At 60.3% G+C, this 23,603-nt stretch carries 25 protein-coding genes; 20 read left to right on the top strand and 5 right to left on the bottom strand.

Features of this window, described 5'->3' with window-relative positions; genetic code table 11:
• Nucleotides 1–99 precede the first annotated feature (99 nt).
• Nucleotides 100–3,363, bottom strand: a complete 3,264-nt coding sequence (rne, locus tag WHX55_RS23500) for a ribonuclease E (protein ID WP_353741415.1) — start codon at nucleotides 3,361–3,363, stop codon at nucleotides 100–102.
• 702 nt (nucleotides 3,364–4,065) lie between these two features.
• Here rne and rluC point away from each other — a divergent pair.
• Genes rluC through WHX55_RS23485 form a run of 3 tightly spaced genes read left to right on the top strand, consistent with a single transcriptional unit; the run spans nucleotide 4,066 to nucleotide 6,691 of the window.
• On the top strand, nucleotides 4,066–5,028 hold the full coding sequence (gene rluC / locus WHX55_RS23495) for a 23S rRNA pseudouridine(955/2504/2580) synthase RluC (protein WP_151214580.1): 963 nt from the start codon (nucleotides 4,066–4,068) through the stop codon (nucleotides 5,026–5,028).
• Entirely contained in the window at nucleotides 5,015–5,677 is a 663-nt protein-coding gene (locus WHX55_RS23490) for an HAD-IA family hydrolase (protein WP_150758364.1), read from the top strand. The genes rluC and WHX55_RS23490 overlap by 14 nt, the downstream gene beginning before the upstream one ends.
• 24 nt (nucleotides 5,678–5,701) lie before the next feature.
• Nucleotides 5,702–6,691 carry a S49 family peptidase gene (locus WHX55_RS23485; RefSeq protein ID WP_353741414.1) on the top strand — a complete coding sequence of 330 codons (990 nt, stop codon included), beginning with the start codon at nucleotides 5,702–5,704 and terminating at the stop codon, nucleotides 6,689–6,691.
• A 54-nt stretch (nucleotides 6,692–6,745) separates the two neighbouring features.
• Here WHX55_RS23485 and WHX55_RS23480 read toward each other — a convergent pair whose 3' ends face one another.
• Nucleotides 6,746–7,324, bottom strand: coding sequence for a nucleoside triphosphate pyrophosphatase (locus WHX55_RS23480; RefSeq protein ID WP_353741413.1), 579 nt, complete (start codon nucleotides 7,322–7,324; stop codon nucleotides 6,746–6,748).
• Nucleotides 7,325–7,429: 105 nt separating this feature from the next.
• Here WHX55_RS23480 and WHX55_RS23475 point away from each other — a divergent pair, with 105 nt between their 5' ends.
• From WHX55_RS23475 to WHX55_RS23400, 16 genes are all read left to right on the top strand, one after another.
• Nucleotides 7,430–7,957 (top strand): YceD family protein, encoded by a 528-nt coding sequence (locus WHX55_RS23475; protein WP_008050439.1) that lies wholly within the window; start codon nucleotides 7,430–7,432, stop codon nucleotides 7,955–7,957.
• A gap of 13 nt (nucleotides 7,958–7,970) precedes the next feature.
• The gene (rpmF, locus tag WHX55_RS23470) at nucleotides 7,971–8,153 is read left to right on the top strand and encodes a 50S ribosomal protein L32 (protein WP_003179396.1); all 183 of its coding nucleotides are present in this window, start codon (nucleotides 7,971–7,973) and stop codon (nucleotides 8,151–8,153) included.
• A 4-nt stretch (nucleotides 8,154–8,157) separates the two neighbouring features.
• On the top strand, nucleotides 8,158–9,168 hold the full coding sequence (plsX, locus tag WHX55_RS23465; protein ID WP_150758361.1) for a phosphate acyltransferase PlsX: 1,011 nt from the start codon (nucleotides 8,158–8,160) through the stop codon (nucleotides 9,166–9,168).
• 125 nt (nucleotides 9,169–9,293) lie between these two features.
• Nucleotides 9,294–10,232: an ACP S-malonyltransferase gene (gene fabD / locus WHX55_RS23460; RefSeq protein WP_150726191.1), complete on the top strand. Its 939-nt coding sequence runs from the start codon at nucleotides 9,294–9,296 to the stop codon at nucleotides 10,230–10,232.
• A 16-nt stretch (nucleotides 10,233–10,248) separates the two neighbouring features.
• Nucleotides 10,249–10,989 (top strand): 3-oxoacyl-ACP reductase FabG, encoded by a 741-nt coding sequence (gene fabG / locus WHX55_RS23455; RefSeq protein WP_007997043.1) that lies wholly within the window; start codon nucleotides 10,249–10,251, stop codon nucleotides 10,987–10,989.
• 197 nt (nucleotides 10,990–11,186) lie between these two features.
• A complete protein-coding gene (gene acpP, locus WHX55_RS23450; RefSeq protein ID WP_003175607.1) occupies nucleotides 11,187–11,423 on the top strand; it encodes an acyl carrier protein in 237 nt (78 codons plus the stop codon).
• A 108-nt stretch (nucleotides 11,424–11,531) separates the two neighbouring features.
• Entirely contained in the window at nucleotides 11,532–12,776 is a 1,245-nt protein-coding gene (gene fabF, locus WHX55_RS23445; RefSeq protein ID WP_150726192.1) for a beta-ketoacyl-ACP synthase II, read from the top strand.
• Nucleotides 12,776–13,591: an aminodeoxychorismate lyase gene (gene pabC, locus WHX55_RS23440; protein ID WP_353741412.1), complete on the top strand. Its 816-nt coding sequence runs from the start codon at nucleotides 12,776–12,778 to the stop codon at nucleotides 13,589–13,591. Before fabF ends, pabC begins: the two co-directional genes overlap by 1 nt.
• Before the next feature lie 3 nt (nucleotides 13,592–13,594).
• Nucleotides 13,595–14,827 (top strand): endolytic transglycosylase MltG, encoded by a 1,233-nt coding sequence (gene mltG, locus WHX55_RS23435; RefSeq protein ID WP_151214584.1) that lies wholly within the window; start codon nucleotides 13,595–13,597, stop codon nucleotides 14,825–14,827.
• A 19-nt stretch (nucleotides 14,828–14,846) separates the two neighbouring features.
• Nucleotides 14,847–15,479, top strand: coding sequence for a dTMP kinase (tmk, locus tag WHX55_RS23430; protein WP_353741411.1), 633 nt, complete (start codon nucleotides 14,847–14,849; stop codon nucleotides 15,477–15,479).
• Nucleotides 15,472–16,458, top strand: a complete 987-nt coding sequence (locus WHX55_RS23425; RefSeq protein WP_353741410.1) for a DNA polymerase III subunit delta' — start codon at nucleotides 15,472–15,474, stop codon at nucleotides 16,456–16,458. The genes tmk and WHX55_RS23425 overlap by 8 nt, the downstream gene beginning before the upstream one ends.
• Before the next feature lie 72 nt (nucleotides 16,459–16,530).
• Nucleotides 16,531–17,319 carry a TatD family hydrolase gene (locus tag WHX55_RS23420; RefSeq protein WP_353741409.1) on the top strand — a complete coding sequence of 263 codons (789 nt, stop codon included), beginning with the start codon at nucleotides 16,531–16,533 and terminating at the stop codon, nucleotides 17,317–17,319.
• 387 nt (nucleotides 17,320–17,706) lie between these two features.
• Nucleotides 17,707–18,345 carry a TetR/AcrR family transcriptional regulator gene (locus WHX55_RS23415; RefSeq protein WP_034149949.1) on the top strand — a complete coding sequence of 213 codons (639 nt, stop codon included), beginning with the start codon at nucleotides 17,707–17,709 and terminating at the stop codon, nucleotides 18,343–18,345.
• 137 nt (nucleotides 18,346–18,482) lie between these two features.
• Complete coding sequence (locus tag WHX55_RS23410; protein WP_126046963.1) at nucleotides 18,483–19,451, top strand: radical SAM protein; 969 nt, start codon at nucleotides 18,483–18,485, stop codon at nucleotides 19,449–19,451.
• Nucleotides 19,452–19,615: 164 nt separating this feature from the next.
• The gene (locus tag WHX55_RS23405; RefSeq protein ID WP_353741408.1) at nucleotides 19,616–20,224 is read left to right on the top strand and encodes a DUF4823 domain-containing protein; all 609 of its coding nucleotides are present in this window, start codon (nucleotides 19,616–19,618) and stop codon (nucleotides 20,222–20,224) included.
• A 16-nt stretch (nucleotides 20,225–20,240) separates the two neighbouring features.
• Nucleotides 20,241–20,801 carry a DUF1285 domain-containing protein gene (locus tag WHX55_RS23400; protein WP_353741407.1) on the top strand — a complete coding sequence of 187 codons (561 nt, stop codon included), beginning with the start codon at nucleotides 20,241–20,243 and terminating at the stop codon, nucleotides 20,799–20,801.
• Nucleotides 20,802–20,882: 81 nt separating this feature from the next.
• Here WHX55_RS23400 and WHX55_RS23395 read toward each other — a convergent pair whose 3' ends face one another.
• From WHX55_RS23395 to WHX55_RS23385, 3 genes are all read right to left on the bottom strand, one after another.
• A complete protein-coding gene (locus WHX55_RS23395) occupies nucleotides 20,883–21,263 on the bottom strand; it encodes a Rho termination factor N-terminal domain-containing protein (RefSeq protein WP_150726200.1) in 381 nt (126 codons plus the stop codon).
• Between the two features lie 19 nt (nucleotides 21,264–21,282).
• Nucleotides 21,283–21,606 (bottom strand): hypothetical protein, encoded by a 324-nt coding sequence (locus WHX55_RS23390; protein WP_150726201.1) that lies wholly within the window; start codon nucleotides 21,604–21,606, stop codon nucleotides 21,283–21,285.
• Nucleotides 21,607–21,687: 81 nt separating this feature from the next.
• On the bottom strand, nucleotides 21,688–22,893 hold the full coding sequence (locus WHX55_RS23385) for an MFS transporter (protein WP_353741406.1): 1,206 nt from the start codon (nucleotides 22,891–22,893) through the stop codon (nucleotides 21,688–21,690).
• Nucleotides 22,894–23,109: 216 nt separating this feature from the next.
• On the opposite strand from WHX55_RS23385, the gene WHX55_RS23380 reads away from it, so the two are divergent.
• Complete coding sequence (locus WHX55_RS23380) at nucleotides 23,110–23,592, top strand: GNAT family N-acetyltransferase (RefSeq protein ID WP_150726203.1); 483 nt, start codon at nucleotides 23,110–23,112, stop codon at nucleotides 23,590–23,592.
• The last annotated feature ends 11 nt before the right edge of the window (nucleotides 23,593–23,603 follow it).

The raw sequence follows: 23,603 nt of genomic DNA, 5'->3' as shown, positions 1-23,603 counted from the left end.
GCGAGCAGGCTCGCTCCTACAAGGGATTGCTGTGAATTCCGGATATAAAAAAAGCCCCGCCTGGGATCACCAGGCGGGGCTTTTTAGTGGCCGATGGAATCAGACGAGAGGTTTAGGCTCGTGTTCTTTTTCCTGGGCTTGCTCGTGTTGCTCTACCGCTTCCTGAACGGAGCGCGGTGCTTCGTGGATCACCGACTCAACCGGCTCGGCAGCCACTTCAGCGGCCGGGGCAGGAGCTGCCTCAACCACTTCAGCAACAACCGGTGCAGGTTCGGCAGCGACAGCCGCTTCAGCTGGAGCCGCAGCGGCAGCCAGTTCAGCTTCCTTCTGCAAACGCTCGGCTTCACGCTTGCGACGACGCACTTCACGCGGGTCGTTAGGCGCACGGCCACTTGGCGTCAGGGCGCTGACAGGAGCAGTTTCGACTACCGGAGCAGGTGCTTCGGCAACGACCGGTGCTTCAACGACTGGCGCTTCAACCACCGGCGCTGGAGCCGGTTCCGCGGCGGCAACCACCGGCTCGGAAACCATGGCTTCAGCCACTGGGGTTTCAGCGGCAGGTGCAGCGGCTTCAGCGACGGCTGGCTCGGCAACCCAGTTGAATGCGGTTTGCTCTTCGCGAACTTCACGCACGGTTTCAGTCACGGTTTCAACAACCGCTTCTGCAGCCATAGCTGGTGCTTCTACCACCGGCGCTGGCTCGGCAGCCGCTTCAACAGCAGGCTGAGCTTCCGGCGCTGGCGCCACTTCGATTTCCGGCGAGGCGGTGATTTCGACCGGTGTGGTTGCTTCAACGACTGGCGCTTCAACCGGAGCTGCTTCCAGAGTCGCGGCTGTGGCGCGTTCAGCTTGCACGTTGGCTTCAGCTTCGGCTGGAGCGCTGATCACGCTGCTGGCAACGGCTGCGGTAACAGCCAGGCCGGCGGCCAGATCGGCAACGCTTGGCGCTTCGGCGTTTTCGCCGGACTCGGACTCTTCCGAACCTTCGATCACGTTGCCATTGGCGTCACGCTGACGCTCACGACGGTTGCTGCGACGACGCTGACCACGGGAGCGGCGGCGTGGACGATCGCCTTCGGCGCCTTCCTGACCGTCTTCCTGCAGTTGCTCTTCGTTGGTGACCAGCTCTTCTTCAGTGGCGGCTGCGGCAGCTTGTTCGGCACGTGGCTGACGTTCTTCACGCGGTGGGCGTGGAGCGCGTTCTTCACGTGGCTGGCGAGCTGGACGCTCTTCAGCGGTAGCAGCCGTAGCGGTAGCAGCGGCGGCTGGAGCAGCCGGAGCGGCATCAAGAGGTTCGCGCAGTTCACGAACGCGCTCTTCACGCTCGCCACGTGGCTTGCGATCTTCACGCGGAGCGCGCGGTGCACGTTCTTCACGAGGCGCGCGTGGTGCGCGTTCTTCGCGGGCTACTGCCGGAGTTTCTTCGCGGGTCTCGCGCGGTTCGCGCACTTCCCGTGGCTGACGCTCTTCACGTGGCTCACGTGGTGCGCGTTCTTCACGCGGTGCACGCTCTTCGCGAGGCTTGCGCTCTTCATCGCGGCGACCGTTACGGTTGCGGCTCTGCTGGCGACCGCTGCGACGCTCTTCGTTGCGCGCCGGACGCTCGGCGGCAGGTTTTTCAACCACAACCGGAGCGGCAGGCTCTTCCTTGGTGGCGAACAGGCTCACCAGCGACTTCACCAGGCCTTTGAACAGGCTTGGCTCCGGTACGGCGACCGGGGCTGGGGCTGGAGCGGCTACTTCGGTCGGCACCGGAGCGTTGGCGCGGGCCGGGGCCGTCTTGACCGCCGCTTCCTGGCGAACCAGGGTGCGGGTCGCAGCGGCTGGCTGGACTTCTTCGACTTCGGCAGCGGCAGCGGCGATTTCGTAGCTGGACTGGTTGGTCGCGGCTTCCGGGCTGTCATCACGCAGGCGCTGCACTTCGAAGTGCGGTGTTTCGAGGTGATCGTTCGGCAGGATGACGATACGGGCACGGGTGCGCAGTTCGATCTTGGTGATCGAGTTGCGTTTTTCGTTGAGCAGGAACGCAGCCACCGGGATCGGCACTTGTGCACGAACTTCGGCGGTACGGTCTTTCAGGGCTTCTTCTTCGATCAGGCGCAGGATCGCCAGGGACAGCGATTCAACGTCGCGGATGATGCCGGTGCCGTTGCAACGCGGGCAGACGATGCCGCTGCTTTCGCCCAGGGAAGGACGCAGGCGCTGACGGGACATTTCCAGCAGGCCGAAGCGCGAGATGCGACCGACTTGCACGCGAGCGCGGTCGGCTTCCAGGCATTCGCGGACTTTCTCTTCCACGGCGCGCTGGTTCTTGGCAGGGGTCATGTCGATGAAGTCGATGACGATCAGGCCGCCGATGTCGCGCAGACGCAACTGACGGGCGATTTCCTCGGCCGCTTCAAGGTTGGTTTGCAGTGCGGTTTCTTCGATGTCGCTGCCTTTGGTGGCGCGCGCCGAGTTGATGTCGATGGACACCAGGGCTTCGGTCGGATCGATAACGATGGAGCCGCCGGAAGGCAGTTCGACAACGCGCTGGAAAGCGGTTTCGATCTGGCTTTCGATCTGGAAACGGTTGAACAGCGGAACGCTGTCTTCGTACAGCTTGATCTTGCTGGCGTACTGCGGCATTACCTGGCGGATGAAGGTCAGGGCTTCGTCCTGGGCTTCAACGCTGTCGATCAGCACTTCGCCGATGTCCTGGCGCAGGTAGTCGCGGATCGCGCGGATGATCACGTTGCTTTCCTGGTAGATCAGGAACGGCGCGGAACGATCCAGCGAGGCTTCCTTGATCGCGGTCCAGAGTTGCAGCAGGTAGTCGAGGTCCCACTGCATTTCTTCGCTGCTGCGGCCCAGGCCGGCAGTGCGCACGATCAGGCCCATGTCAGCCGGGGCAACCAGGCCGTTCAGGGCTTCACGCAGTTCATTGCGCTCTTCGCCTTCGATGCGACGGGAGATACCGCCGGCACGCGGGTTGTTCGGCATCAGCACCAGGTAACGACCGGCCAGGCTGATGAAGGTGGTCAGGGCGGCGCCCTTGTTGCCACGTTCTTCTTTTTCGACCTGAACGATGACTTCCTGGCCTTCGCTCAGGACGTCCTTGATGTTGACGCGACCTTCCGGGGCTTTCTTGAAGTATTCGCGGGAGATTTCTTTGAGGGGCAGGAAGCCGTGGCGCTCAGAGCCGAAATCGACAAAGGCAGCCTCAAGGCTTGGTTCGATGCGAGTAATCCGGCCTTTATAGATGTTGGCCTTCTTCTGCTCGCGTGCACCGGATTCGATGTCCAGGTCGTAGAGGCGCTGGCCATCTACCAGTGCAACACGCAACTCTTCGGGTTGGGTTGCGTTAATCAGCATTCTTTTCATGTAGTACCGTCGGTTTCCGGGCTGCCGGAAACGGCGTTCGGCACACACGACTTCTCACGGTCGGTGTCAGGTGCGTCGGGAGTGGTTGGCCATTTCCCGTGTCCAGCGAAGTCCGGCCAATGTGGGCCTTCATCGCGACGTACGCGTCCTGCTTGCTGTGGCTACTTAAGCACTCAGTCAGGAGGAGGAATCAACCAGCGGCTGTGGACGAGATGAAGCGTCTTGAGAAAGCCTGTTGCTACACAGTCCGGCGGTTGTGCATCTCCACCCTACACGTATCCCTGATAATTCGGGTGCTGCCGCGCGCAGAATCCGCAGCGGGTTGGCATTTACCGTGAGCTCCGAAAGGGGAGGTCACGCATCATGGCTAATTTAGGCGTTGTTTCCGATGCCTTCGCTCGGGGTCATTCGCAACTGACTGCACTTTGTGAACTGGCCGTGAATATGGCTCGCAAAACGAGTGAAAAACTCTGCTTTGTGGCGTGATTCAGGCCTCATGTCACCTGCGCTCGTTACACCTGCAAACTCCACCGTTACGTAGCGAAAGCCCCGTAGGACGGCCTCGCGTCCTGGTGAATTGCGTTGGTCAGGGCCGGTTTTTGACCGTTGGTCCGCTGTCCAGGCCGCTTTTGGCGACGTTCGCGACTATAGCAGCAATGATTAAGTGCTTCAATTCCATAAAAAATTGTTATCATCCGCGCCATGACGACGACTACCCCCCCGACTCCAGGCGTACAACTGCTTGAGGTCTCGCCGGAATATGCCGGCCAGCGCATTGATAATTTCCTTCTCGCCCGACTCAAAGGCGTGCCCAAGACCTTGATTTACCGCATTTTGCGCAAGGGCGAAGTGCGCGTGAACAAAGGTCGGATCAAGCCCGAGTACAAGCTGCAGGCGGGCGATATCGTGCGCGTGCCGCCGGTTCGCGTGCCTGAGCGCGACGAGCCGGTACCACTGGCACAAGGCCTGCTGCAGCGGCTCGAGGCCTCGATTGTCTTCGAAGACAAGGCGCTGATCGTGATCAACAAGCCTTGCGGCATCGCCGTTCACGGCGGCAGCGGCTTGAACTACGGAGTCATCGAAGCCTTTCGTCAGTTGCGTCCCGATTGCAAGGAACTCGAACTGGTTCATCGTCTCGATCGTGACACCTCCGGCCTGCTGATGATCGCCAAGAAGCGCAGCATGCTGCGTCACTTGCACACAGCCTTGCGCGGTGATGGCGTTGATAAGCGCTATATGGCGCTGGTTCGCGGTAACTGGGCATCCTCGATCAAGCAAGTTCGAGCGTCGCTCGGCAAGAGCAATCTGCGCTCCGGTGAGCGTATGGTCGAGGTCGACGAGGAGGAGGGCAAGGAGTCTGTGACCGTGTTCAAGGTCCTGCGTCGCTTTGGCGACTTTGCCACCCTGATTGAAGCCAAGCCGATCACCGGCCGCACTCACCAGATCCGCGTCCACACGTTGCACGCCGGGCACTGCATTGCCGGCGACACCAAGTACGGCGATGACGATTTCAGTAAGGAAATTCGCGATCTGGGCGGCAAGCGCCTGTTCCTGCACGCCTACATGCTGACCGTGCCGCTTCCCGATGGCGGTGAGCTGAAGCTGCAAGCGCCGGTCGACGAGATGTGGGCCAAAACCGTGGAGCGATTGAGTGCGCCCATCTGATTACAAGCTGCTGATCTTTGATTGGGATGGCACCCTGGCCGATTCCATTGGCCGGATTGTCGAGGCGATGCACGTTGCCTCGCAGCGTTCCGGCTTTGAGCTGCGCGATGATCTGGCCGTCAAGGGCATCATCGGCCTGGGCTTGCCGGAAGCGATCCGCACTCTGTACCCCGAAATCGATGATGCCGAGCTGATCGCGTTCCGTGAGCACTATGCTGAGCATTACATTGCGTCGGAGGCTGTGCCTTCGCCGCTGTTCGAGGGTGTGGTCGAGTCGCTCGAGGCATTTCGTGCCGAGGGTTATCATCTGGCTGTGGCGACCGGCAAGGCCCGTCGCGGGCTGGATCGGGTGCTGAAGTCCCATGGCTGGGAGAATTACTTCGATATCACCCGCGCTGCCGACGAGACCGCCAGCAAGCCCCATCCGCTGATGCTTGAGCAAATCCTGGCCCATTGCGAGGTTCGCCCGGAACAGGCGTTGATGGTCGGTGATTCGTCCTTTGATTTGCAGATGGCGCGCAACGCCGGCATGGGCTCGGTGGCCGTCAGTTATGGCGCTCAATCGATCGATGCGTTGAAGTTGTATGAGCCGCGACTGGCCATCGACCGCTTTTCAGAATTGCATGCCTGGCTCAGTCAGCGGGCTTAACCGGTTGTATTTGGGGTGGATGGCATGACCGACGAATGGAAGGCGCCCGCCAAGGCGAGCGCAGAGAGCGGTGACGACAAGAGCTGGAAGCTGCTGGAAAAGACGCTGCTGGCCGGCGTGCAGGAGCAGCGCCGGTCCCGTCGCTGGGGGATATTCTTCAAATTACTGACTTTTGTGTATCTGTTCGGCGCAATTGCCCTGTTTTCGCCGCTGATGGACATGGAGAAGGCCGCTACCCTCGGTGCCAATTACACGGCGTTGATCGATGTGACAGGCATGATTGCCGACAAGGAGCCGGCCAGCGCAGACAATATCGTTGGCAGCCTGCGCGCGGCGTTCGAGGACAAGAAGGTCAAGGGCGTCATCCTGCGCATCAACAGCCCGGGCGGCAGTCCGGTGCAGTCGGGTTATGTCTATGACGAGATCCGTCGTCTGCGCGGCCTGCACCCGGATATCAAGCTCTATGCGGTCATTTCCGATCTGGGGGCTTCCGGTGCTTACTACATCGCCAGCGCGGCAGATCAGATCTACGCCGACAAGGCGAGCCTGGTCGGCTCCATCGGTGTGACGGCAGCCGGTTATGGCTTTGTCGGCACCATGGAGAAACTGGGCGTCGAGCGTCGCACTTACACCTCTGGCGAGCACAAGTCGTTCCTCGATCCGTTCCAGCCACAGAAACCGGAAGAAACCGCCTTCTGGCAGGGCGTGCTCGATACGACCCACAAGCAGTTCATCAGCAGCGTCAAGCAGGGCCGTGGCGATCGCCTGAGGGACAAGGAGCATCCGGAACTGTTCTCCGGCCTGGTCTGGTCCGGCGAGCAGGCGCTGCCGCTGGGGTTGATCGATGGGTTGGGTAACGCCAGTTCGGTTGCGCGGGATGTGATCGGCGAGAAAGAACTGGTGGACTTTACCGTTCAGGAGTCGCCATTCGATCGCTTCTCGAAAAAACTCGGTGCCAGCGTGGCTGAGCATTTGGCGATGTGGATGGGTTTTAACGGTCCGTCGTTGCGTTGATATTGTGGTGACATGAAAAACCAGCCTGCGTGGCCGGTTTTTTAGTAATGGGATTCAGGGTATTTGCACGCCTTCGGCCAGCAACATGTCGATCAGTCGAATCAGCGGCAGGCCGACCAGGCTGGTGGCGTCAGGTCCCTCGGTACTGCGAAACAGGCAGACCCCCAGGCCTTCGGCCTTGAAGCTGCCAGCGCAGTCGTAGGGTTGCTCGGCGTGCAGGTAGCGTTCGATGCGGATTGCATCGAGTGTGCGCATGTGTACGGTGAACGGCACGCAGTCGACCTGACAGTGCCCGGTCTGGCTGTTGAGCAGGGCCAGGCCGGTCAGGAACGTCACGCTGGCACCGCTGGCGGCCAGCAGTTGTTCGCGGGCTTTTTCGAACGTGTGGGGCTTGCCGATAATCCGGTTTTCCAGCACGGCAACCTGGTCGGAGCCGATTATCAGATGAGCGGTATGGCTGTCGGCCAGGGCGCGCGCTTTCTCTTCGGCGAGACGCTTGACCAGTTCGGTGGCGGATTCGCCTGGGCGATGGCTTTCGTCGATATCCGGCGAGCTGCAAGTGAATGGCAGTTGCAGGCGGGTCAGTAATTCCCGGCGATAGACCGAGCCAGAAGCGAGTAATAAAGGCAGCATGCGCAACTCCATAAGGCGTGTGCGAATTCTAGCGAGGCTTCCAAGTGACGGACAGGGCTGAATTTCCTTTGACATGGGCGGGGGCATCCCTATAATGCTGCGCCTATGTTGAATGACCCGATTCCACCTCACGTTGACCCGCGCAAATTGGCTGATCGTGGCACCACCCTTCAAGGTGAAATGCTGCTGGCCGATTTGGAGAGACTCTGCGACCCGCTTTCCGACAATGTCGGTACGGTGCAGGCTAAATTCGTTTTTGAACGAGATGAACGTAAATCTGTGGTCATCCACAGCTTTATCGACACTGAAGTCAAAATGGTTTGCCAGCGTTGTCTTGAGCTGGTCACCCTGCCGATCCACAGCGAATGCAGTTACGCCGTGGTGAAGGAGGGTGCGAATACCCAGTCGTTGCCGAAAGGTTATGACGTGCTGGAACTGGGCGAAGATCCTTTGGATCTGCAGTCACTGATCGAGGAGGAGCTTCTGCTTGCCTTGCCCATTGTGCCTGCTCATCATCCGGAAGAATGCCAGCAGCCGGCGGGTCTCGATGAGCCCGAACCGAGCGAGGACGAGGTAACGCGGTCCAACCCGTTCAGTGTATTGGCGCAGTTAAAGCGTGACCCAAACGTTTAGGAGTTAATCAATTATGGCTGTTCAGCAGAACAAAAAATCCCGCTCTGCCCGTGACATGCGCCGTTCGCACGACGCTCTCGAGGCTAGCACCCTGTCTGTAGAAAAAACCACCGGTGAAGTTCACCTGCGTCACCACGTATCGCCAGAAGGCGTATACCGTGGCCGTAAAGTGATCGACAAGGGCGCTGACGAGTAATCACTTGTCCGCTCAAGTCATCGCGATTGACGCAATGGGCGGGGACTTCGGTCCCCGCAGCATTGTTCAGGCCAGCCTTGCTTGCCTGTCTGCTACACCCTCGCTGCACCTGACCCTCGTCGGTCAACCCTCCCTTCTTGAAGAATTGATCGCTGGCCATTCGGCTGTGGATCGCGCGCGCCTGTCGATTACCCCGGCGAGCGAAGTCATCACCATGGACGAAAAACCCGCCCAGGCCCTGCGTGGCAAGCCCGACTCATCGATGCGCGTTGCGCTTGAGTTGTTGCGTGACGGCAAGGTCCAGGCCTGTGTCAGTGCCGGCAACACCGGGGCGCTGATGGCGTTGTCGCGGTTCGTGCTCAAGACTTTGCCGGGCATTGACCGTCCGGCCATGGTCGCGGCGATTCCGACACAAAAGGGTTACTGCCAATTGCTCGACCTGGGCGCCAACGTCGATTGCAGTGCCGAGCATCTGTTGCAGTTTGCGGTCATGGGCTCGGTTGCGGCGGAAACCCTGGGCATAGTGCGTCCACGGGTGGCGTTGCTGAACATCGGCACCGAAGACATCAAGGGCAATCAGCAGGTCAAGCTGGCAGCGACGTTGTTGCAAGGCGCCCGGGGCATCAATTACATCGGCTTTATCGAGGGCGACGGTTTGTACCGTGGCGAAGCGGATGTGGTGGTGTGCGACGGTTTTGTCGGTAACATCCTGCTCAAATCCAGCGAAGGTCTGGCGACCATGATTGCCGGGCGCATCGAGGCGTTGTTCAGGAAGAACGTGGCCTCTCGCGTGGTCGGTGCGCTGGCACTGCCGTTGATGAAGCGTCTGCAGGCTGAGCTGGCGCCTGCCCGGCACAACGGCGCGAGCTTTCTCGGCTTGCAGGGGATTGTGGTGAAAAGCCACGGTTCTGCTGGGGTCCAGGGGTTTCAGAGTGCCATTGCGCGCGCCTTGATCGAGATTCAGGAGAATCTTCCCGAGCGCCTGCACGGTCGTCTGGAGGATTTGTTGCTTTAGGCGTTTTCGTCGGACAATGCTTAAATGTGACCGCTTGGTTCGATGGACCATCCAACTGTCAGTTTCTTGCGTCCCCAAAGCGGGGCGCCAACTCTCCGACGACAAGATCATTAGGGGCTTGTTACATGTCTGCTTCCCTCGCATTCGTCTTTCCCGGACAGGGTTCGCAGTCCCTCGGCATGCTCGCCGAGTTGGGCGCACAACATCCGGTTGTCCTTGAAACATTCAAAGAAGCTTCCGATGCACTGGGTTACGACCTGTGGGCACTGACCCAGCAAGGGCCGGAAGAGCAACTCAATCAAACCGATAAAACCCAACCGGCCATTCTGACCGCCTCTATCGCCTTGTGGCGTCTGTGGCTGGCCGAAGGTGGCGCACGTCCGGCTTACGTTGCCGGGCACAGCCTGGGTGAATACAGCGCGCTGGTCGCGGCAGGCAGTCTGAGCCTGGGCGATGCGGTGAAGCTCGTCGAACGTCGTGGTCAGCTGATGCAGGAGGCCGTTCCGGCGGGGCAGGGCGGCATGGCCGCCATCCTCGGTCTGGACGATGCCGATGTACTGGCAGCCTGTGCCGAAGCGGCGCAAGGCGAAGTGGTCAGTGCGGTCAATTTCAACTCGCCGGGCCAGGTGGTCATCGCCGGTGCCAAGGCTGCCGTCGAGCGCGCCATCGAAGGCTGCAAGGCGCGTGGTGCCAAGCGCGCCATGCCGTTGCCGGTCAGCGTGCCGTCCCACTGCGAGCTGATGCGTCCGGCGGCCGAGCGTTTCGCCGAATCGATCGCCGCGATCGACTGGCAGGTCCCGCAAATTCCTGTGGTGCAGAACGTCAGTGCTGATGTGCCTGCCGATCTGGAAACCCTCAAGCGCGATCTGCTTGAGCAGCTTTACAAGCCAGTGCGCTGGGTTGAATCGGTCCAGGTGCTGGCCACCAGGGGCGCGACCCAACTGGTCGAATGCGGTCCGGGCAAAGTGCTGGCCGGTCTGAACAAGCGCTGCGCCGAAGGCGTGTCGACATCCAACCTCAATACCCCAGACGCTTTCGCTGCCGCCCGTGCAGCGTTGGCCTGAATCAGGAGAAGCTTGCATGAGTCTGCAAGGTAAAGTTGCACTGGTCACTGGTGCAAGTCGTGGCATCGGTCAGGCTATCGCCCTGGAACTGGGTCGTCAGGGCGCCATCGTCGTGGGTACCGCGACCTCCGCGTCGGGCGCTGAGCGCATTGCCGCCACCCTGAAAGAAAACGGCATTCAGGGCACCGGTCTTGAGCTCAACGTCACCAGCGACGAGTCCGTGGCTGCAGTCCTGGCGAGCATTCAGGAGCAGTTCGGTGCGCCGGCGATCCTGGTCAACAATGCCGGTATCACCCGCGATAACCTGATGATGCGCATGAAAGACGACGAGTGGCATGACGTTGTCGATACCAATCTGAACAGTCTGTTCCGCCTGTCCAAGGGCGTTTTGCGTGGCATGACCAAGGCGCGTTGGGGCCGAATTATCAGTATTGGTTCGGTTGTGGGTGCCATGGGCAACGCAGGCCAAGTAAACTACGCTGCCGCCAAGGCCGGTCTGGAAGGTTTCAGCCGTGCACTGGCGCGTGAAGTCGGTTCGCGTTCGATTACGGTAAACTCGGTGGCCCCAGGGTTCATCGATACCGATATGACCCGTGAACTGCCCGAGGCACAGCGTGAAGCCTTGCAGACGCAGATTCCGCTGGGTCGTCTGGGACAGGCTCAAGAGATCGCGTCCGTGGTCGCTTTTCTTGCGTCGGACGGTGCGGCTTACGTTACCGGAGCTACAATCCCGGTGAACGGCGGGATGTACATGTAATTCAAATGTGACGGATTGCTTCAAAAAAATGTCATACGAGCTGTCTAAAATCCGTTATAAAGCTGCAATCTATTTTATAGGCATAGGGTCACCGGGTTTGAGGAGTGAAGCTTTCAGTTGAAAAACTGAAAAGCCTTTCTATACACTTACCCACTGGCCAGCTGCCTGAATTTGTCCATTAGGAGTGAAAACAAGGTATGAGCACCATCGAAGAGCGCGTCAAGAAAATCGTTGCTGAGCAACTGGGCGTTAAAGAAGAAGAAGTGGTCAACACTGCTTCCTTCGTTGAAGACCTGGGTGCCGACTCCCTTGACACCGTTGAGCTGGTGATGGCTCTGGAAGAGGAATTCGAGACCGAAATCCCTGACGAAGAAGCCGAGAAGATCACTACTGTACAAGCTGCAATCGACTACGTTACTAGCCACCAGGCGTAATAGTTTGTAATCGTTGCTCGCTGTCATGGAAAAACCGCACTGCCATCACGGCGTGCGGTTTTTTCTTTAGGCCTGATGCAAAGTCGTCATTTGAAAAAGGAGAGTGCTGTGTCGCGTAGACGCGTCGTAGTCACCGGTATGGGTATGTTGTCGCCACTGGGCACGGATGTGCCGAGCAGCTGGCAGGGCATTCTGGCTGGCCGCAGTGGCATTGGTCTGATCGAACACACCGACCTTTCTGCCTATTCCACCCGTTTTGGCGGCTCGGTAAAGGACTTCAATGTCGAGGAATACCTGTCGGTCAAGGAAGCCCGCAAGCTCGACCTGTTCATTCAATACGGTCTGGCCGCAGGTTTTCAGGCGGTACGCAATTCCGGTCTGGAAGTCACTGACGCCAACCGTGAGCGTATCGGCGTGGCCATGGGCTCGGGTATTGGCGGTCTGACCAATATCGAAGAAACCGCCCGCACGCTGCACGAGACTGGCCCACGTCGGATCTCTCCGTTCTTCGTGCCAGGCTCGATCATCAATATGATTTCCGGTTTCCTGTCCATCCACCTCGGTGCACAGGGACCTAACTACGCCATCGCCACGGCCTGTACCACCGGTACCCACTGCATTGGCATGGCGGCCCGCAACATCATGTACGACGAAGCCGACGTGATGATTGCCGGCGGCGCCGAGATGGCGGCCTGCGGTCTGGGCATGGGCGGCTTCGGTGCCTCCCGCGCGCTGTCGACCCGCAACGACGAGCCGACCCGCGCCAGCCGCCCATGGGACAAGGGCCGTGATGGCTTTGTATTGTCCAACGGTGCCGGTGCGCTGGTGCTGGAAGAGCTCGAGCACGCCAAGGCCCGTGGTGCGACCATCTATGCCGAGCTGATCGGCTTCGGCACCAGTGGCGATGCCTACCACATGACCTCGCCGCCAGCCGATGGCGCGGGTGCTGCGCGCTGCATCACCAATGCGCTGCGCGATGCCAAAATCAATGGCGATCAAGTGCAGTACATCAACGCCCACGGCACGTCGACTCCCGCAGGCGACCTGGCCGAAGTCAATGCGATCAAGTCGGTGTTCGGCGATCACGCCTACAAGCTGGCCGTCAGTTCCACCAAGTCCATGACCGGTCACCTGCTGGGTGCGGCGGGCGCGGTCGAGGCGATCTTCAGCGTGCTGGCAATCAACGGCCAGGTAGCGCCGCCGACCATCAACCTCGATGAGCCGGACGAAGGCTGCGATCTCGATTTCGTGCCGCACACGGCGCGCAACATGGATATCGATGTGGTCGTTTCCAACTCCTTCGGATTTGGCGGCACCAACGGCTCGCTGGTGTTCCGCCGGTTCGCAGGCTGATGGACAGCTGGGTCGACGGTCAGCCGGCTGACGCTTTGTCGCTGAAGGATCGCGGCCTGGCTTATGGCGATGGTCTGTTCGAGACCATCGCCGTGCGCAATGGGCAGCCCGTGTTGCTGGACCGGCATCTGTCGCGTCTGGCGGATGGCTGCTCACGCCTGGCGATAACCGCCGAGCATGGGCTGATCCGCAGCGAACTGCTGGCCTACGCCGCGGCACTGGGTGACGGGGTGCTCAAGCTCATCCTCACCCGTGGCGACGGTCTGCGCGGTTACGCCCCCGATCCTTCGGCCCAGGCCCGACGCATTCTGCAAGGCAATCCACCGGCGGCTTACCCAGCCGCGCATGGCGAGCAGGGTGTACGTCTGTTTCCCTGCGTCACGCGATTGTCCAGGCAGCCATTACTGGCCGGCCTCAAGCACCTGAATCGTCTTGAGCAAGTCCTCGCCCGTGCCGAATGGCAGGACAGCGAGCATGCCGAAGGCTTGATGCTCGATCAGGCCGGGCGCGTGATTGAAGGCGTGTTCAGCAACTTGTTCCTGGTGCGTGATGGCGTGCTCATCACCGCTGACCTCAAGCGCTGCGGCGTGGCAGGCGTGATGCGCGCCGAAATATTGTTTCAAGCCAAGTCGCTGGGAATCCCCACGCAAATCACCGATATCCCCCTCGAACAGCTGCAATGGGCTGACGAAGTCTTTGTCTGCAACAGCGTGTATGGTATCTGGCCGGTGCGCGCCTATGCTGCTCTTCACTGGCCGGTTGGGCCGCTCACCCGTAAACTCCAAACCATTGCCCGTGTGCTACTGGATGCTTGATACGTGAGACGTAAACTCTTGCTGCTGCTGGAAACCGGAGTGGTTCTGGCAGGGCTGCTGATGGGTGCTTCAGCCTGGAAAATTCATTCTGCGCTGGTACAGCCGCTGAACATTGCCCAGGAACAATTGCTGGATGTGCCCAAGGGCACCACGCCGACCCGCACCTTATACCGACTCGAAGCCAGTGGCGTCATCAAGGACGCATTCTGGCTGCGGGTGTATTGGCGCTTCAACCTCGCCAAACAACCTCTGCACAGTGGTGAATACCGCATTCAACCTGGCATGACTGTCGAAGGCCTGATCGACCTGTGGAAACGCGGGGAAATGGTTCAGTACAGCCTGACCCTGGTCGAAGGCTGGAATTTTCGTCAGGTCCGCGCAGCGCTGGCCAAGGAAGAGAAGCTCGATCATAGCCTCAACGGTTTGAGCGATAGCCAGGTCATGGACAAGCTCGGCCACACCGGGATTTTTCCGGAAGGGCGCTTCTTCCCTGACACCTATCGTTATGTGCGGGGCATGTCCGATGTCGAGGTGCTGAAAACCGCTTACGACCGCCTCGATGAAGTGCTCGCCAAGGAGTGGGAAAAGCGCGCTGCAGATACGCCGTACACCGAACCCTACCAGGCGCTGATCATGGCTTCGCTGGTGGAAAAGGAAACCGGTGTGCCACAGGAGCGCGGGCAGATTGCCGGTGTGTTTGTGCGGCGCATGGCGATGGGCATGCTGCTGCAGACCGACCCGACGGTGATCTACGGCCTCGGCGACCGCTATAGCGGCAAGCTGACCCGGGCTCACCTCAAGGAATCGACGCCCTATAACACCTACATGAATGCGGGCCTGCCGCCGACGCCGATTTCCATGGTCGGTCGCGAAGCCATCCATGCGGCGCTCAATCCGGTGGAGGGCAACAGCCTTTACTTCGTGGCGCGTGGCGATGGTACTCACGTGTTCTCCGACGACCTGGATGCCCACAACAATGCCGTGAAGGAGTTCCAGCTCAAGCGTCGCGCCGATTACCGCTCCAGCCCGGCATCCACTGCCACGCCAGAGACATCGCCGACCCAGACTGAACAAAACGGTACGCAGGAGGCCAAGGCTTCGCAGGAGCTGGCACCGATCCCGGCCGCTTCACCGAACACGGCTCCCGAGGCGCTGCCGCAGGTGCCGGCGCAAGATCCTGCGCCAGCCCCTGAAACGCCGGAACCCGATGCAAGCGCACCGAAAAGCCCGCAATGACTCTGACTAAGGACTGCCTGTGACTGGCTTGTTTATTACTCTGGAAGGCCCCGAAGGCGCCGGCAAGAGCACCAATCGCGAATACCTGGCCGAGCGCTTGCGCGCCGCCGGCATCGAGGTGGTGCTGACCCGCGAGCCGGGTGGCACGCCGTTAGCCGAGCGCATCCGTGAAGTGCTGCTGGCTCCGGTCGATGAAGTCATGAACCCGGATACCGAGTTGCTGCTGGTGTTCGCGGCGCGTGCCCAGCACCTGGCCGAAGTGATTCGCCCGGCGCTGGCTCGTGGTGCCGTGGTCCTGTGTGATCGTTTTACTGATTCGACATATGCTTACCAGGGGGGCGGTCGCGGCTTGTCGCTGGAGCGCATCGCGACCCTGGAAACCTTCGTCCAGGGCGATCTGCGCCCGGACCTGACGCTGATTTTCGATCTGCCTGTCGAGGTCGGCCTGGCCCGCGCCAGCGCTCGTGGTCGTCTGGATCGCTTCGAGCTCGAAGGCCGGACCTTTTTCGATGCCGTGCGCAGTGCCTTCCTCAAGCGCGCCAAGGCGGATCCGGCGCGTTATGTGCTGGTCGATGCTGCCCAACCGTTGGCAAAGGTCCAGCAATCGCTGGATGCCTTGCTGCCGCGCCTGCTGGAGTTGAGCCGTGGCTGAGGCTTACCCGTGGCAGGAAAACCTCTGGCAGCAACTGGCCGGTCGCGCCCAGCATGCGCACGCCTACCTGCTGCATGGCCCGGCGGGAATCGGCAAGCGGGCACTGGCCGAGCGCTTGATGGCCAGCTTGCTGTGCCAGCGCCCGAACGCGCTGGAAGCCTGCGGAGAATGCAAATCCTGCCTGCTGCTCAAGGCTGGCAGCCACCCGGATAACTACATCCTGGAGCCGGAAGAAGCCGACAAGGCGATCAAGGTCGATCAGGTTCGCGACCTGGTCGGTTTCGTGGTGCAGACCGCGCAGTTGGGCGGGCGCAAAGTGGTGCTGATCGAGCCGGCCGAGTCGATGAACATCAACGCCGCCAACGCCTTGCTCAAAAGCCTTGAAGAACCGTCCGGCGATACCGTTCTGTTGCTGGTCAGCCATCAGCCGAGCCGTTTGTTGCCAACCATCAAGAGTCGCTGCGTGCAGCAGGCCTGTCCGCTGCCGGGCGAGGCCATGAGCTTGAAGTGGTTGGCCCAGGCGTTGCCGGAGTGTTCCGAAGACGAGCGCGTCGAACTGCTGACGCTGGCCGCCGGTTCACCGCTGGCGGCGGTCAATCTCCAGGCCCAGGGCGTGCGTGAACAGCGCGCACAAGTGGTGGAGGGGGTGAAGAAACTCCTCAAGCAACAGCAGTCGCCGACGCAACTGGCCGAAGAATGGAAAAACATTCCGATGTTGCGCCTGTTCGACTGGTTCTGCGATTGGTCGAGCCTGATCCTGCGCTATCAGTTGACCCAGGACGAAGCCGGCCTTGGCCTGACCGACATGCGCAAGGTCGTGCAATACCTGGCGCAGAAAAGCGCCCAGGGCAAAGTCCTCGATATTCAGGACTGGATCCTCGCCCAGCGGCAGAAAGTCCTGAGCAAGGCCAACCTCAACCCGGCCTTGCTGCTGGAGGCATTACTGGTGCAATGGGTGTCGTTGCCTGCCCAACGATGATTGTCTGCGCCTAGACTCTGAGTATCAGAACATCCGACCGTCCCACCCATTCGATACAAGTTGCAGCCCTTTATGCTCGTAGATTCCCATTGTCACCTTGATCGCCTCGACCTGACCGCCCACGACGGCTCCCTGGATGCTGCCATGGAGGCTGCCCGGCAGCGTGGGGTAGGGCACTTTCTGTGTATCGGTGTCAGCGTGGACAACGCGGCCGACGTCAAAGCCCTGGCCGAACGTTATGACGACGTCGACTGCTCGGTGGGCGTGCACCCTCTGGATGTGCAGCCGGGTGCCGCGCCAGCGCTGGACTGGCTGTTGCAGGAGCTCAATCACCCGCGTGTGGTGGCGATTGGCGAAACAGGCCTGGACTATCACTACGAGCCGGAAGCGGCAGAGTTGCAGCAGGAATCGTTCCGCCTGCACCTGCAAGCAGCGCAACAGACCGGCAAACCGGTGATCATCCATACCCGTGGCGCCCGCGCCGATACCCTGGACTTGCTGCGTGACGCGGCGCTGCCCCAGGCGGGCGTGCTGCATTGCTTTACCGAAGACTGGGAGATGGCGAAGGCCGCGCTGGACATGGGCTATTACATTTCCCTGTCCGGGATTGTCACTTTCCGCAATGCCGACGCGTTGCGCGATGTGGCCAGCAAGGTGCCGGCCGACCGCTTGCTGGTGGAAACCGACTCGCCGTACCTGGCGCCGATTCCCTATCGCGGCAAGCCAAACCTGCCGCAGTACGTGCGCGAAGTTGCGGAATTTCTGGCAATGTTGCGTGGTGAGCCCTACGAGCGGTTTGCCGAGCAGACCACGGCGAATTTCAAGCGACTGTTCCCGCTGGCGCATGTGAAATCAGTTTAGGGTTCGAAGCCGTATTCGCGAGCAGGCTCGCTCCCACAAGGTTAAATCGCAGGCAAAAAAAACCCGGGTTCTGGGGGGTGAATCCGGGTTAAGACCATTAGGAGTAAAACAATGGCACGCGGTCCGTTGGTACCAATATCGGCGTGACACTTGGGGGAGATGCCCCGCCGACAGTTCAAGTATTGATCAGGATTGCGCCTCGTCCAGTTTGGCGGCCAGGGTTTTTAAACAAATTTGGAATACGTGCGCTTCGGAAGAGTTCTCATCACCCTGTAAACGTGCGCGAAATGACCAGAAAGCGCAGATATGGTCGGATGATCCGTGCATTTTTGCGCAAGTTAGGCATAATACGCGGCTTCGAATTTTGACCCCGACAGACCTTTTCTTATGCATAAAGAACCTCGTAAGGTCCGTGAATTCCGTCGCCGCGAGCAGGAAATTCTCGATACCGCGCTCAAGCTGTTCCTCGAACAAGGTGAAGACAGTGTCACCGTCGAGATGATTGCTGATGCCGTCGGTATCGGTAAAGGCACGATCTACAAGCACTTCAAATCCAAGGCGGAAATCTATCTGCGCCTGATGCTCGACTACGAGCGCGATTTGAACGAGCTGTTGCATTCGGCCGATGTCGACAAGGACAAGGAAGCCCTGTCCCGGGCCTACTTCGAATTCCGCATGCGCGATCCACAACGTTATCGCCTGTTCGACCGCCTTGAAGAAAAAGTGGTCAAGGGCAACCAGGTGCCGGAGATGATCGAGGAGCTGCACAAGATCCGTGCCTCGAACTTCGAACGCCTGACCCTGCTGATCAAGGGTCGAATCAGCGAAGGCAAGCTGGAAGACGTGCCACCTTACTTCCATTACTGCGCGTCCTGGGCGCTGGTACACGGTGCCGTCGCGCTGTATCACTCGCCGTTCTGGAGCAATGTGCTGGAAGATCAGGAAGGTTTCTTCCAGTTCCTGATGGACATCGGCGTGCGCATGGGCAACAAGCGCAAGCGCGACACCGACACTCCCAGCAGCTGAGCCATTCAGTTGCCTTATAGCGCCATGATTTCGCTACTTGGCGCAGTGCCGCAGGAATATACTCAGGTAGAGGACTTGCTAAAACTTGATTTCTGAGTCAAGTTTTAGCGGCCCGATATTCTTCCGCCGGAGTGACCATGATCGTTGACCGTCAAGGCAGGCGTTTTCGCAACTTGCGAATCAGTCTGACCTCAGCCTGCAATTACGCCTGTACCTACTGCGTGCCCAACGGCAAGCGTCTGGTGGCTGCGCAGGATGAATTGTCGGCCGAAGCCATGGCGCGCGGTGTGGCTTATCTGATTGAAGCGGCGGGCATCGAGCGTCTGCGTATTACCGGCGGCGAGCCGCTGGTCAGCCCGAAACTCGAAGCGTTCATGACGGCGGTCGGGCAGATGGGCCTGGAAGACATCAGCCTGACCACCAATGGCCAGTTGCTGGCGAAGAAACTGCCGCTGCTGGTGAACGCCGGCATTCGGCGCCTCAACGTCTCCCTCGATACCCTTGACGCCAGCGCGTTCCGCGGCATTGCCCGGGGCGGCGACCTGGCCACGGTGCTCAACGGCATGAACGAGGCCAGTGCGGCCGGCATGAAGATCAAGGTCAACATGGTGCCGCTGCGCGGACAGAACCTCGATCAAGTGATGCCACTGCTCGACTACTGCCTGGAGCGCGGTTATGAACTGCGCTTCATCGAGCTGATGCGCATGGGCCACCTGGCCAACGATTCCAATGCCTTTCTGCAACAGTTCGTCAGCCTCCAGCAATTGCTGAGCCTGATCGGCGAGCGCTACGAATATCTGCAAGCCGACGCGCCTGTCGATGCGACGGCCGTTCGCTATGAAATTCCCGGCCAGGGTTATTTCGGCGTGATCGCCAATGAGAGCGTGCCCTTCTGCCGGACCTGTTCACGCTTGCGTTTATCTTCCACCGGGTGGCTGCATGGTTGCCTGTCATCGAGCAATCGCCATTACATCGGCGACCTGCTGGACAAGCCGCGCCACCAGGCGCTGCCGGCCTTGCAGCGGCTGCTGGTGAAAGCCTTGGGTGACAAGCAGGAAGTGGCGTTCTCCGGTGGCGCGACCGTGATGAAAATCATCGGTGGCTGATCATTCCTCATCGCGAGCAGGCTCGCTCCCACATTGAAATGCAACCCTCTGTGGGAGCGAGCCTGCTCGCGATGCGATCTGAGTGTTGGTGAGCGGGAGCTGGCGCGGAAGCTGCATCCTACGGCCATTCGCCGGTTTTCCGACACCGGCCTCTGGAGGATAGGATGCGTAGCCTGGTTTCGCTGCTGGCCGTTTTGGCACTTGGTGGCTGCATGAACGTCAGCGATATGGCCGAAGGGACTCGTTACCATATGAGCGATGCGGGATTGCTCGATCACAGCGACAGCCATCGCGTAAACAACCTGCGCATTCAGCCGGACTCGTTCGTCTACATCGCCCAGGGTGCTTTCATGCCGCCAGGCAGCGCCGTCTACCCTCGGCCCAACGTGATTGCCGAAGTCGCGTTCGAGGGCTTCGTCGAATACTTCCCGATGGTCCGCCGTGCCCGTACGCCGGAAGGCCTCGACCAGGCTATGGGCGAAGCCCGTGCCGCTGGTGCGCACTATCTGCTCTACACCCGGTTTGCCCAGTCTGACGACCGTATCGGTAACTCGGACGAGTGGCTGGATCAGGAAGCCCTGGATCGTCTCGGCATCGACAGCGGTATGATTCAGATCATGTTGATCGAGACCAGCACCCAGTATTTGATTGATACTGCAACCATCAAGAGTCGTGGCGGTTTACTGACGTTCCACGATAAAAAACCCGAAGACCTGATGGGCCCGCCGCTGGAACAATATGCGCGCAGCCTGCTGGGGCTCAGCGACCAGTAATTTCAAGGAGAACGCCATGAGTGGCCCGCAAAAAGCCAACGACCTGCTGGGGCAAATCCCCAAGACCAAAGGCTTGCCGCCGGTGCACCTGTGGAATCCCGATTTCTGCGGCGACATCGACATGCGCATCGCCCGCGACGGTACCTGGTATTACCTGGGCACGCCGATCGGGCGCAAGCCGATGGTCAAACTGTTCTCCACCATCATTCGCCGCGACGGCGATGATTATTTCCTGATCACTCCGGTAGAAAAGGTCGGCATCAAGGTCGACGATGCGCCGTTCGTGGCGATTGCGGTGGACGTGGAAGGCGAGGGCCAGGCGCAGGTGTTGCGCTTTACCACCAACGTCGATGAAACCACCGAGGCCGGCGCCGGGCATCCGATGCGCGTGGTCATCGACCCGGTAACGCAGGAGCCAGCGCCTTACGTGCACGTGCGCAGCAATCTTGAAGCGTTGATCCATCGCAACGTGTTCTATCAGTTGGTGGAGCTGGCGGTGAGTCGCGAGATCGACGGCCAGCGCTGGCTCGGTGTATGGAGTGGCGGCGAGTTCTTCCCCATCGGCCTTGAGCCCTGACGCATCACCCTGTGGGAGCGGGCTTGCTCCGGGCGGCGATCCGACGATGAGGCCATCAGCTTCAGCACAAAAAAGTTGGCTTTAACCCGCCTTGCGCAACGCCTCGATCAACTCCTGCTTGCGCATCCCCGATCTTCCCGGAATGCCCTTGGCCCGGGCTTCCTTCCTCAAGCTATCGACCGTCTGGGTTTCTCTGGAGGCCGTGCTGCCACGTGAGTGCCCCTCACGAGTGGCCACCGCCCGACGTGCCGATTCCTTGCGATCTGCCGATTTTGCACTGGCCGGTTTCTTGCGTCCCGAACCGCCAGCCCGCTCGCCGCCGCCGGACTGTTTGTTGACTGTCGCCCAGGCGCGTGCCTCGGCTTCGTCCTTTGAGACGCCTTTGCTTTCGTAACTGTCTTCGATGTGTTGCGCCTTGCGCTTTTGCTCGGCGGTGTACTTGGTTTTGCTTCCACGAGGCATGGGATTTCTCCTGGCTTCATTATTGGCTCAAATTGCTTTCCTCGTCCTCGGTGGTGCTTGAGCCGAGGCCACCACTGCCGGGTGTTTTTTTGTCCGGCAGGTTCGTCCCGCCCTGACGTCCCGCGTCATTGCCTTTAATCCGAGGGTCGGTGCCGGTGGCGGGCGGCAGGTTATGGTCGATTGTCGTTCCATCGGTGTTCATGCCGGGAGCACTCTGGATGGCGGGGGCCCTGGGTTTTTCCACCGGATTGGTCGGGCCGGTGCTCGAGCCGATGGTCCCGGCGAAGGAGGCTGCGGACAAAAGCCCAGTGAGAACGAGGGTGGTCAACCTGGACAGGGTCATGGCGGTGTCTCCAACGGGTAGAGTCCTTACCTGATTAGTCCGCCCTCGATCCGGATGGGTGCAGTGTTGGCGACGAATGGCTCAGGCCTGCTCCAGTGCCCTGATCGCTGTGGCTCTACGCCAGATCAACCGGCCCACGGTGATCAGCCAGTTGAGCGAGGCAACTGCCAGCACCGTGAGCAACAGCGTGGGCATACCTTGCTCGACGATGATTTTCCCGGCCAGCAATGGAAAGCCGAATACGCCGATGAAGTACGACAGACTGAACAGCAGCAAGGATTGCGCGGTGCTGCCGTTCGGCGCTTCGTTGGCGGCCAGGCCGTTGATCACCGAGTAGGTCAGGCCGTAACCGATCCCGAGCATCACCGCCGCGAGCACGTAGCTGAAGCTGCTGTCGACGACAAAACCGAACATCACGATCGAGGCCAGCATCAACCCCGAAAGCACGCACGATGCACGGAACGGATCGCGCTTGACCACGAAACCGGCAACCAGCATGCGGCCGCTGATCGCCGCGCTCATGAAGCCGAGGAAGAACAGCGAATAGTCGAGTGAGTGCGCCGCCGCGTAACTGGTTTGAAAGCTCGACAGACCACCGAACACACAACCGCCAAGGCCGACCATAATGATCGGGAATACGGCCCTGGAGGACAGCACCTGAGCCGCTGCGCGCCAGGAAATCCGCGACACGCTGCCAGATTGCGCGGGCGCCTGTTTCAATTGTCGATCCAGGCGCCAGAACAGCAATACGCCGATCAGGCTGGCCAGTGCCGCCAGGTAAAACGCCGCGGTCACCGGGTAGCCGAGCGCACTCGCCGCGCGGCCGAGCAACGGGCCGCTGCCGATCCCGGTCATCATGCTGCCTGACAGCAGGGCGAAGTATTTGGCGCGCTGTGCGGGTGTCACCAGGCTTGCCACGATGATTGGCCCCAGGGTGTAGAACACGCCCCAGCCCAAGCCCAGCAGCAGCCCGAAAAACAGCAGCAGGTGACCGAAGCCCGGGGTCAGGGCGAAGCCCAGGCTGGCCGCGACCAGCAATACACCGAACAGCGCCACTGAGCGGGCGGCGCCGAGCAAGTCGGACAAATGCCCGGAAACAATCACCGCCGCAAAGGTGCTGAGCATCGCCGCCGAAATCACACTCCCGGCGTCGTGTTCGTTACCGCCGCGAGAACCAATCAGCAATGAGAGCAAAAACGTCGAACCGTAGGACAACGACAACAGGTAACTGGCGAGGCAGAACAGGCCGAACAGCTTGCTTGAAACTGGAGGTGTTGCGGTAGACATGACGCGGTTCCTTGACCGGCTAAATGAGCTGCGCGGCTATCTAACCACGCAGTGACCGAATGTTAGGTCCGAGGTTATCGATTCCAGGGTTAGTGTTGGCCGGAGTGACGCTTCCAGACACTTTGCGGCGGATCAGCTTTTGTGGCGAGGGAGCCCCTCGCCACAAGTACCGCGCCGACTTAGTATGGCGTTTTCCACTTTTGACAAGGCACGTCCATGACGATCGAAATCCGCCCGGCGACCCCCAGTGACGCACCGCAAATCCTCGCGTTCATCACTGAACTGGCCGACTACGAACGTGCCCGCCATGAAGTCATCGCCAGCGTTGCCGATATCGAGCGCAGCCTGTTCAGTGAAGGCGCCACCGCCCATGGCCTGATCTGCCTGCGCGACGGGGCACCCATCGGTTTCGCGGTGTTCTTCTTCAGCTATTCCACCTGGCTTGGCAGCAATTGCCTGTACCTCGAAGACCTCTACATCACCCCGGAACAGCGCGGCGGTGGTGCGGGCAAGACCCTGTTGCGGCATCTGGCGAAAATCGCTTGCGCCAATGATTGCGGGCGGTTTGAGTGGAGCGTGCTGGAGTGGAATACGCCGGCCATCGACTTCTACAAATCCCTGGGGGCGCAGCCGCAGGAGGAGTGGGTGCGCTATCGGATGGATGGGGCGGTGTTGCGGGATTTTGCTTCGGGTAACTAATCGCTTTTAAA

Origin of the sequence: Pseudomonas fluorescens, assembly GCF_040448305.1 — a bacterium.
GTDB lineage: Bacteria > Pseudomonadota > Gammaproteobacteria > Pseudomonadales > Pseudomonadaceae > Aquipseudomonas > Aquipseudomonas fluorescens_BH.
Note: the sequence above shows the minus strand (reverse complement) of the source record. Positions and strands in the feature narration are given on the sequence as shown.

What these genes read in the sequence shown, in the direction of transcription:
- rne (WP_353741415.1), bottom strand. Translation starts at nt 3,363, where the DNA reads ATGAAAAGAATGCTGATTAACGCAACCCAACCCGAAGAGTTGCGTGTT.
- rpmF (WP_003179396.1), top strand. Translation starts at nt 7,971, where the DNA reads ATGGCTGTTCAGCAGAACAAAAAATCCCGCTCTGCCCGTGACATGCGC.
- WHX55_RS23405 (WP_353741408.1), top strand. Translation starts at nt 19,616, where the DNA reads ATGCGTAGCCTGGTTTCGCTGCTGGCCGTTTTGGCACTTGGTGGCTGC.
- pabC (WP_353741412.1), top strand. Translation starts at nt 12,776, where the DNA reads ATGGACAGCTGGGTCGACGGTCAGCCGGCTGACGCTTTGTCGCTGAAG.
- WHX55_RS23415 (WP_034149949.1), top strand. Translation starts at nt 17,707, where the DNA reads ATGCATAAAGAACCTCGTAAGGTCCGTGAATTCCGTCGCCGCGAGCAG.
- WHX55_RS23380 (WP_150726203.1), top strand. Translation starts at nt 23,110, where the DNA reads ATGACGATCGAAATCCGCCCGGCGACCCCCAGTGACGCACCGCAAATC.
- fabG (WP_007997043.1), top strand. Translation starts at nt 10,249, where the DNA reads ATGAGTCTGCAAGGTAAAGTTGCACTGGTCACTGGTGCAAGTCGTGGC.
- WHX55_RS23390 (WP_150726201.1), bottom strand. Translation starts at nt 21,606, where the DNA reads ATGACCCTGTCCAGGTTGACCACCCTCGTTCTCACTGGGCTTTTGTCC.
- WHX55_RS23395 (WP_150726200.1), bottom strand. Translation starts at nt 21,263, where the DNA reads ATGCCTCGTGGAAGCAAAACCAAGTACACCGCCGAGCAAAAGCGCAAG.
- WHX55_RS23410 (WP_126046963.1), top strand. Translation starts at nt 18,483, where the DNA reads ATGATCGTTGACCGTCAAGGCAGGCGTTTTCGCAACTTGCGAATCAGT.
- rluC (WP_151214580.1), top strand. Translation starts at nt 4,066, where the DNA reads ATGACGACGACTACCCCCCCGACTCCAGGCGTACAACTGCTTGAGGTC.
- acpP (WP_003175607.1), top strand. Translation starts at nt 11,187, where the DNA reads ATGAGCACCATCGAAGAGCGCGTCAAGAAAATCGTTGCTGAGCAACTG.
- WHX55_RS23385 (WP_353741406.1), bottom strand. Translation starts at nt 22,893, where the DNA reads ATGTCTACCGCAACACCTCCAGTTTCAAGCAAGCTGTTCGGCCTGTTC.
- WHX55_RS23480 (WP_353741413.1), bottom strand. Translation starts at nt 7,324, where the DNA reads ATGCTGCCTTTATTACTCGCTTCTGGCTCGGTCTATCGCCGGGAATTA.
- WHX55_RS23475 (WP_008050439.1), top strand. Translation starts at nt 7,430, where the DNA reads ATGTTGAATGACCCGATTCCACCTCACGTTGACCCGCGCAAATTGGCT.
- WHX55_RS23400 (WP_353741407.1), top strand. Translation starts at nt 20,241, where the DNA reads ATGAGTGGCCCGCAAAAAGCCAACGACCTGCTGGGGCAAATCCCCAAG.
- fabD (WP_150726191.1), top strand. Translation starts at nt 9,294, where the DNA reads ATGTCTGCTTCCCTCGCATTCGTCTTTCCCGGACAGGGTTCGCAGTCC.
- WHX55_RS23485 (WP_353741414.1), top strand. Translation starts at nt 5,702, where the DNA reads ATGACCGACGAATGGAAGGCGCCCGCCAAGGCGAGCGCAGAGAGCGGT.
- WHX55_RS23420 (WP_353741409.1), top strand. Translation starts at nt 16,531, where the DNA reads ATGCTCGTAGATTCCCATTGTCACCTTGATCGCCTCGACCTGACCGCC.